We start from the raw sequence: 7,439 nt of genomic DNA on the forward strand, positions 1-7,439 counted from the left end.
TAGGGGCGGTGTTCTCGTCGGAAACGGGGACGATAGAGGAGTTTGTTTTTAATTAAGAATTAAGAACCACTCTTACATCGTCAACTTGTTCCCTTACAATATCGTGATTCTGCGTGACAATATCAATACAGAATATTTTTTAATCTAAAAGGCTCAATGCGGACAAATCCTGTCCGCATGTTTTTTGTCCTTTCTACCTTTGCGGATGAAAGCTACGGGATGGCCGTTGCAGGAACGGAGGGCCCACGGGAATGGTCGGCGCAACGTGGCGAAGGTGAATTATAAACTTAATTAAAGAAAGGAGAAAAAATTATGATTAAAATGAGGAGAATTATCATCCGGGTACTGAAGTGCCTGATTTGTTTTCTTACCGGTGGTTTTGCCAACAAGAAGGACGGAGGGGGCAATGCGGCATGTTGACACGATAATCATTCACTGTTCTGCTACTCCGGCAAACAAGATGCTGGAGCCGGCGGAACTCAGCAGGATGCATCGCAAGAGAGGATTCAACGGTTGCGGTTATCATTTTTATATACGCCGAAACGGTGAGATATGCGACATGAGGCCTGTGGAAAGGGTGGGTGCGCACTGCAAAGGTCACAACGAGGGCAGCATAGGTATCTGCTACGAGGGTGGACTGGACGCCAAGGGCAGCCCTGCCGACACAAGGACTCCGCAACAGAAGAAGGCGATGGGAGTCCTGGTGGAGATGCTGAAAAGGGAGTTCCCGATTGTCACCGTGGCGGGACACCGTGATTTCAGCCCGGACCTCAACGGCAACGGCACGATAGAACCGGAAGAATGGGTGAAAGAATGTCCTTGCTTTGACGTCAGGACAGAGATGTAAAAAAAAGAAGTCAGGAGGACAAGGGCGAGCCTTGTATCTTCCTGACTTCTTTTTATGGATATATTTTAAAATTTCTCAAGTCTGATCTCGGCATAGTCGGAACGGAGTATCATTTTGCCTCTCTTGCACTCGGCTATTTCGAACACTGTTTCTTCCTGAGAGTTTATTCCATAATGGCGAAGGTCTTCCACAGGGGCATCCTCGCCTGTATCTGCCGTAAGACCACCGCTGACCTTGAAATCTCTCAGCACCAGCTTGGTCTCATTGTCACGGTATTCTGTACGTGACACATACGAGCCATAACCATTGCTGCCCTCACGTTCGGCCACCTGTGTCACTACATTCGTGATGCTGTAATAGAGGTTGCTGCATTCCACCGTTTCGCCGGTTTCCACCAATGTGAAACGTTTCAATTTCCAGAAGCCTTCCACGTCCGGTCTTATCGGTGCCCTGGAACATCCTGCCAATAGGGCAGACATTATTATTATTGTTATAAGAAAATGTTTCATTTTTTAGTTCTTAGTTGTTAATTATTCCCAATTCTCATCTGTACTCCAACCGTTCCTCCCACACTGTTTCCTATGTAATCTCCGTTGTCCACTCCGAGAGCGGCCTTAAACGTAAGCTTCGAGAAACGTTTCGGCGTATATTTCACTTCCGCCATGCCGTAGAACTGATGTTTCACAGAGTCAAAAGGTCTTGCGTATGTACCCCAATGACGTGTGAACGACGCCAGCAGACGCCAGTCAAGGCCCGGTATGGGAGTGCCCTGAAGTCCGATATGCTGTCCTTTCATTCTGTTGCTTCTGAAAGTGATACCTCCTCCCTTGATAAAGGCAGGTCCGGGCAGCAGCGGAGCTCCCATACCCATACCGTAGTATTGCCATGCCTGATAGATGTAATGGTTGAAATAATTGTCGTTTCCTGTAGTTTTCAGCCCTCCGAACGAGCCTACGTATCCTTCGTAAAGCAACGGTCCTGTCTGGTCTTTTGTACATATGCCTTCCCATACAAAGGAACTAATCCATCTGTTTTTCGGGAAATCCACCTGCAAACCTATCTGACCGTCTTTCCAGCGTCCGTAACTCCAGAACATCTGCGACTTATCCTCGAAATAATGGTCGAGGTAAAGGCGGAACTTCCAGTCGTTGAGATAGTAATTCAACGCAACATTCCAGCTTCCAAGCATGTTTCCTTCAATATTGACCTGTTCGCCCCATGTAGCGTCGCTGCCTCCGGCCGAAGGTATCAAAGCGTTGATATAATTACTGAATCCGTCCGGCATATCCATCAGCAGCTCGTCGTTTCCATCTTCTGTCTTTTTCATCTGGTCGCCGCAGAATTGTGTGGCCATATGCAGTCCAAGTTCAAATTCCAGTGGGAAAGTTTCCTTCTTTCCTACACGAAACATAAGAGCCTTGCTGTGGTATTTGACATCACGCACATATATCTGTCCCGTTGTACTGAATTCCTTCTGCCAGTTTCCGTCTACAAATGCCCCATAGGCGAGGTGACCCTTGACAGCCAGCCAGTGGCCGGTGAAAGGAATGCTGTAGAAATCGCGTATCTCAGCACGTACCTGCGGAATGGGACGGGTATTGATACCTTCAGTCATCCATCCTGAGGTAAGGTCTACGTTCTTTTCGAGAGGGGAATTTACCCTTTCCTTGCTTCCCATACTCAATGTGAGCATCTTCCAGGAAACATCGAAATAAGCCTGATGTATCCAGAAGTCCTCGGGCGTTTTGCAGCCGGCGGCAAGGTCGAGCCCTAAAGCAATATTCCATCCGTGACGATAGGATTTGTTCCAGTCGGCACCGGCGCGAAGGTAGAAATTATTTTTTTCAGCTCCACCCAATCCGAATCTGTTGGCTGTGAGCAGGTAAGGCGAGTGCTCCCCGTTGGAGAAAGTCACTTCAGTCCCTATTCTGTAGCTGAGATTGTAGTTCTTCTGCCCCATGGCAAACAGAGGAGCAGCCACGAAAAGGGAAATAAAAAGTCTGTTCAGTTTCATTTGCCGTATAGTCTTTTGTTGATGATTTTGTTAAACCATATGTTGAGCAATGTCCACACCACAATGTCGATGACGAAGACCAGGGTATTGTCCATGTATCTGACAGCCACGAACGAGAATGCACAGAAGGCTGCCGACATGATTTGTATGGTGATGAGGGCACGGCGCGGCGTGAATCCCATATCGAGAAACTTATGGTGTATATGATTCTTATCGGGCAGGAAAAGAGGATGTCCCAGACGGGCACGTTTCAGCACCACCCTGACAACATCAAGGCAAGGCACGAGCAGTAAGCTGAAGGCTACCACTATAGGCGAACCGTAGGCCTGCATATCCTCGCCCGGCACGTACATGCAGTATTTTATCACGAAGAAGCTTATGATATATCCCAATGTAAGACTGCCGGTATCGCCCATGAAGATTTTTCGCCCCTTGTCGGCATTCCCGAACACGTTGTATGCAAAGAACGGTATGATTACTCCCACACAGATGAATGCGAGGATGGCGAAGTTCCACAGTTCATAATGGATAAAGATAACTCCGAAGATGACCAATGCCACCATGCTGAGTCCTGAGGCAAGACCGTCGATACCATCGATAAGGTTTATGGCATTTGTGATGAAAACCACAAGCAGTATGGTGAGCGGTATTCCAATGTATGGAGTGACGGCACCGATGCCGAAAAGCCCGTAGAAATGGTTGACATACAGTCCGGCTATAGGGAAAAGGGCGGCCGAGATAATCTGTACAATGAATTTCTTTCTGTATCTCACTCCCACAAGGTCGTCGGCAATACCTATAATATACAGCAGTGTAAGTCCGGCGATAAGGAAGAGAAATTCGCATGCCATCTGAGGGGTGAACACGTCATAGGCTATCTCATTAAGCATCACTCTGAGAGCTGTAAAAACAGCAAAAGAAAATACTATAACCGGAAAGAATGTAAATCCGCCAAGACGAGGAATAGGACGGTTATGTACCTTACGGGTATCAGGCTGGTCGAAAAGCTTCTTTCTGATGGATATAATAAGTATATTCGGGATAATAACCCTTCCAAGAAGAATGGAAATCAAGAAGGCTCCAATTAAAATATAGATGTTAGCCATAAAAGTTTTAAATTATATTAAATTCACTCGTTTCTCATCTTGCCAAAGCAAGTGAATACAAAAGTACCGTATTTATTCGACAAAGCAAAATGTTTTATCCCTTTAATAGCCTTAAACAGCCTATTTTCATGCTTTTTGAGCGTTTTTTGTAGAAGAGTAAAACGCAAAGCGGCAGTTTTACGCGTAAAAAGTCTTTAACACATATGAAACGGCTTTGTAACACATCAGAAAAGCATGGGTATTGTTGTGCTTTTAATAAAAAAGATGTATTTTTGTAGGAGAAAGTGTGACAAGGCTTTGCTTCAGGTGACAAGGCTTCAGTTACGAGTCGACAAGGCTCTCCATCCGGACGTCAACCATGTCAACTTGTCAACTCGTTCCCTTGTCAACTTAAAAACTTATAAACTTAAAAACTCACGACGTATGGAATACCCGATAGGAATACAGGATTTTGAAGAATTACGTAAAAACCGCTGTGTGTATGTAGACAAGACGGATCTGATATACAAGCTGGTGGAGGAAGGCAAATATTACTTCCTGAGCCGTCCGCGCAGGTTCGGCAAGGCCAACAATATGACGGAAGAGGAAACGAAGGCAGAGCTGAAGGAAAAATACGACGGATATCATTTCAACGAGGAATGCGTGGATATTTACAATCCGTTCAGCATACTGAATACATTCGCGAACAGGAAGTTCGGAAATTACTGGTTCGAAACCGGAACGCCGACATATCTTGTGAAACTGCTTAAAAAGAATAAATCAAGCATAGAGGAACTTGACGGTATTGAGATAGACGGAAAAATGCTGGAAAGCATTGATACGACATCACATAATCCTATTCCGGTGATATACCAAAGCGGTTATCTCACCATCAAGGGGTATGACAAGGTGTTTGAAACTTATCTCCTTGGATATCCCAACAAGGAGGTGGAGAAGGGGTTCATAAACTTCATACTGCCTTTCTATGCGACAGATTGAGAGCAAGGACTATCAGCTGCCGTTCGAATGTGACGGAAGGAAATTGGTGAAGCTTGGAGTGAACTTCAGCAACGAGAAGAGGAATGTGGAGAGATGGGTGGTAAGCATTAATTTTTAATTATTAATTTTTAATCGAATTACATGGAATACCCGATAGGAATACAGGATTTTGAGAAGCTGCGTAAAGGCAATTATGTTTATGTAGACAAGACGGATCTGATTTACAAGATGGTAAAAGAAGGTTCATATTACTTCCTGAGCCGTCCGCGCAGGTTCGGAAAGAGTCTGCTTATCTCTACCCTTGAAGTATATTTCCGGGGCAGGAAGGAGTTTTTCGAGGGGCTGAGAATCATGGAGCTGGAAACGGAGTGGGCGGAATATCCTGTGCTGCATCTGGACCTGAATACAAAGAAATATGAAAATAAATCTTCCCTTGAAGCCATACTGAACATGCATTTGGAGATATGGGAGGCTGAATATGGCGACGAAAAGAAAGACAGGTCGTCGGAGGAAAGATTTATGTACGTGATAAGGAATGCGTTCGAGAAGACAGGAAAGCAGGTCGTTATATTAGTGGACGAATATGACAAGCCGCTGCTGCAGGCCATCGGAAACGAGGCTCTGCAGGATGACTACAGAAACACCCTGAAGGCTTTCTACGGGGCACTGAAATCCATGGACAGATATATCAAGTTCGCACTGCTTACGGGAGTGACCAAGTTCGGAAAGGTGAGCGTGTTCAGCGACCTTAACAATCTTAGGGATATATCAATGCTCAAGGCATATGAAAGCATATGCGGAATTACGGAAGAGGAGCTTCATTCGGTGTTCGAAGAAGATATACGCGCGCTCGGCAAAGCCAACAATATGACGGAAGAGGAAACGAAGGCAGAGCTGAAGGAAAAGTACGACGGATATCATTTCAACGAGGAATGCGTGGATATTTACAATCCGTTCAGCATACTGAATACATTTGCGAACAGGAAGTTTGACAGATACTGGTTTGCAACCGGAACGCCGACATTCCTGGTCGAGCTGATGAAGAGCTGCAAATACGACCTTAAGAAACTGACCAATGAGTACGCATCTGTCGACTCGCTGAGCGGCCTGGAAACGATAAAGAAAGATCCGGTGTCGATACTGTATCAGAGCGGATATCTCACCATCAAGGGCTACGACAGGGAGTTCGGGATTTACTCCCTCGGATTTCCGAACAAAGAAGTGGAGGAGGGGTTTGTGGAATCTCTGTTGCCGAATTACACCGGTATGAACAATTCCGAGTCTAAATTTGAAATCATGAATTTCGTGAGAGAGATACGCACAGGCGATACCGACGCCTTCATGAAACGCCTCCAAAGTTTCTTTGCCGACACGCCATACGAGCTTGTACGCGACCTGGAGCTGCACTACCAGAACGTGATGTTCATACTCTTCAAGCTGTTAGGATTCTATACACAGGCAGAGTATCACACCTCGGAAGGAAGAATCGACATGGTGGTGAAAACGCATGACTACATCTACGTGATGGAATTCAAGCTGGACGGTACAGCCGAGGAAGCTATGCAACAGATTGAGAGCAAGGACTATCCGCTGCCGTTCGAATGTGACGGAAGGAAATTGGTGAAGCTTGGAGTGAACTTCAGCAACGAGAAGAGGAATGTGGAGAGATGGGTGGTAAAATTTTAGAACCAATTATTTTTTACTATGGCTTATATTGCAAATCCAATTTATGATTCAGTGTTCAAGTTCATGATGGACGATGAGCGTGTGGCAAAGATACTTCTTTCGGCTCTGCTGAAAAAGAATATCGTAGCCGTGGAAATGAAACAACACGAGTATGCCGGTCTGACAAAAAGAAACATTTCGATGTTCAGGCTTGACTTCAATGCCAAAGTGAGGAACGATGACGGCAGTGAGAGTATCGTCCTTATCGAGCTTCAGAAGACATGGCTTGTGACCGAGACACTGAGATTCAGACAGTATCTGGCATCACAGTATGGCGACAAAAGAAATGTCCCTTCGAAAGATGCCAACCCCGGAGGATTCGCCTATCCCATGGTGTCTATCTATATCTTGGGGCACAAATTAGGCGACCTGGAGGAACCTGTGGTATATGTGAAGCGCAACTATCTGGACTACGACTCAAATCCGATAGTCAACGGTGTGCCTGACCCGTTTGTGGAAAGTCTTACGCACGACAGTATAATAGTGCAGATACCATATCTGAAAGGAAGACTCAGGAACAAACTGGAGCGACTTTTACAAGTCTTCGACCAGGAATACTGTGTAAAGGGAAACGAACACTATCTGGAAGTAGATGAAAGTTTATTTAAAGGTGATGAATTCTTCGTAATAAACAGGTTGATTATGGCAGGTGGTTCACCGGAAGTAAAACGTGCAATGGAAGTGGAAGACGAAATCCTTTCAGAAATAGAGGACAGAGATACAACCATTATGATGAAAGAAAAGGAACTGGAAAAGAAGAATCAGGAAA

6 protein-coding genes and 2 pseudogenes are annotated in these 7,439 nt (G+C 45.4%); 5 read left to right on the forward strand and 3 right to left on the reverse strand.

Annotated features, from left to right (window positions below):
* The first annotated feature begins 406 nt into the window (after positions 1 to 406).
* Positions 407 to 847 (forward strand): N-acetylmuramoyl-L-alanine amidase, encoded by a 441-nt coding sequence (locus QZ379_RS10085; RefSeq protein ID WP_291563993.1) that lies wholly within the window; start codon positions 407 to 409, stop codon positions 845 to 847.
* A gap of 65 nt (positions 848 to 912) precedes the next feature.
* Here QZ379_RS10085 and QZ379_RS10090 read toward each other — a convergent pair whose 3' ends face one another.
* The 3 genes from QZ379_RS10090 to QZ379_RS10100 are packed head-to-tail and all read right to left on the reverse strand — an operon-like array spanning position 913 to position 3,967.
* Complete coding sequence (locus QZ379_RS10090; RefSeq protein ID WP_291563995.1) at positions 913 to 1,356, reverse strand: lipocalin-like domain-containing protein; 444 nt, start codon at positions 1,354 to 1,356, stop codon at positions 913 to 915.
* Between the two features lie 17 nt (positions 1,357 to 1,373).
* The gene (locus QZ379_RS10095) at positions 1,374 to 2,861 is read right to left on the reverse strand and encodes a capsule assembly Wzi family protein (protein ID WP_291563999.1); all 1,488 of its coding nucleotides are present in this window, start codon (positions 2,859 to 2,861) and stop codon (positions 1,374 to 1,376) included.
* Positions 2,858 to 3,967 carry an MraY family glycosyltransferase gene (locus QZ379_RS10100; RefSeq protein ID WP_291564002.1) on the reverse strand — a complete coding sequence of 370 codons (1,110 nt, stop codon included), beginning with the start codon at positions 3,965 to 3,967 and terminating at the stop codon, positions 2,858 to 2,860. The genes QZ379_RS10095 and QZ379_RS10100 overlap by 4 nt, the downstream gene beginning before the upstream one ends.
* A 423-nt stretch (positions 3,968 to 4,390) precedes the next feature.
* On the opposite strand from QZ379_RS10100, the pseudogene QZ379_RS10105 reads away from it, so the two are divergent.
* From QZ379_RS10105 to QZ379_RS10120, 4 genes and pseudogenes are all read left to right on the forward strand, one after another.
* Positions 4,391 to 4,483: pseudogene (locus QZ379_RS10105) on the forward strand (AAA family ATPase); the annotation flags it as partial.
* A 57-nt stretch (positions 4,484 to 4,540) separates the two neighbouring features.
* Positions 4,541 to 5,063, forward strand: a pseudogene (locus tag QZ379_RS10110) (AAA family ATPase); the annotation flags it as partial.
* A gap of 23 nt (positions 5,064 to 5,086) precedes the next feature.
* Positions 5,087 to 6,631: an ATP-binding protein gene (locus tag QZ379_RS10115; RefSeq protein ID WP_291564005.1), complete on the forward strand. Its 1,545-nt coding sequence runs from the start codon at positions 5,087 to 5,089 to the stop codon at positions 6,629 to 6,631.
* 18 nt (positions 6,632 to 6,649) lie between these two features.
* Positions 6,650 to 7,439, forward strand: a 790-nt coding sequence (locus QZ379_RS10120; protein ID WP_291564008.1) for a hypothetical protein, incomplete at its 3' end; no start/stop codon positions are given.

Origin of the sequence: Bacteroides sp., assembly GCF_019417265.1 — a bacterium.
Lineage (GTDB): Bacteria > Bacteroidota > Bacteroidia > Bacteroidales > Bacteroidaceae > Phocaeicola.

Excerpts from the sequence above, each read along its gene's own strand:
- QZ379_RS10115 (WP_291564005.1), top strand. The coding sequence starts at position 5,087 with ATGGAATACCCGATAGGAATACAGGATTTTGAGAAGCTGCGTAAAGGC.
- QZ379_RS10100 (WP_291564002.1), bottom strand. The coding sequence starts at position 3,967 with ATGGCTAACATCTATATTTTAATTGGAGCCTTCTTGATTTCCATTCTT.
- QZ379_RS10085 (WP_291563993.1), top strand. The coding sequence starts at position 407 with ATGCGGCATGTTGACACGATAATCATTCACTGTTCTGCTACTCCGGCA.
- QZ379_RS10095 (WP_291563999.1), bottom strand. The coding sequence starts at position 2,861 with ATGAAACTGAACAGACTTTTTATTTCCCTTTTCGTGGCTGCTCCTCTG.
- QZ379_RS10090 (WP_291563995.1), bottom strand. The coding sequence starts at position 1,356 with ATGAAACATTTTCTTATAACAATAATAATAATGTCTGCCCTATTGGCA.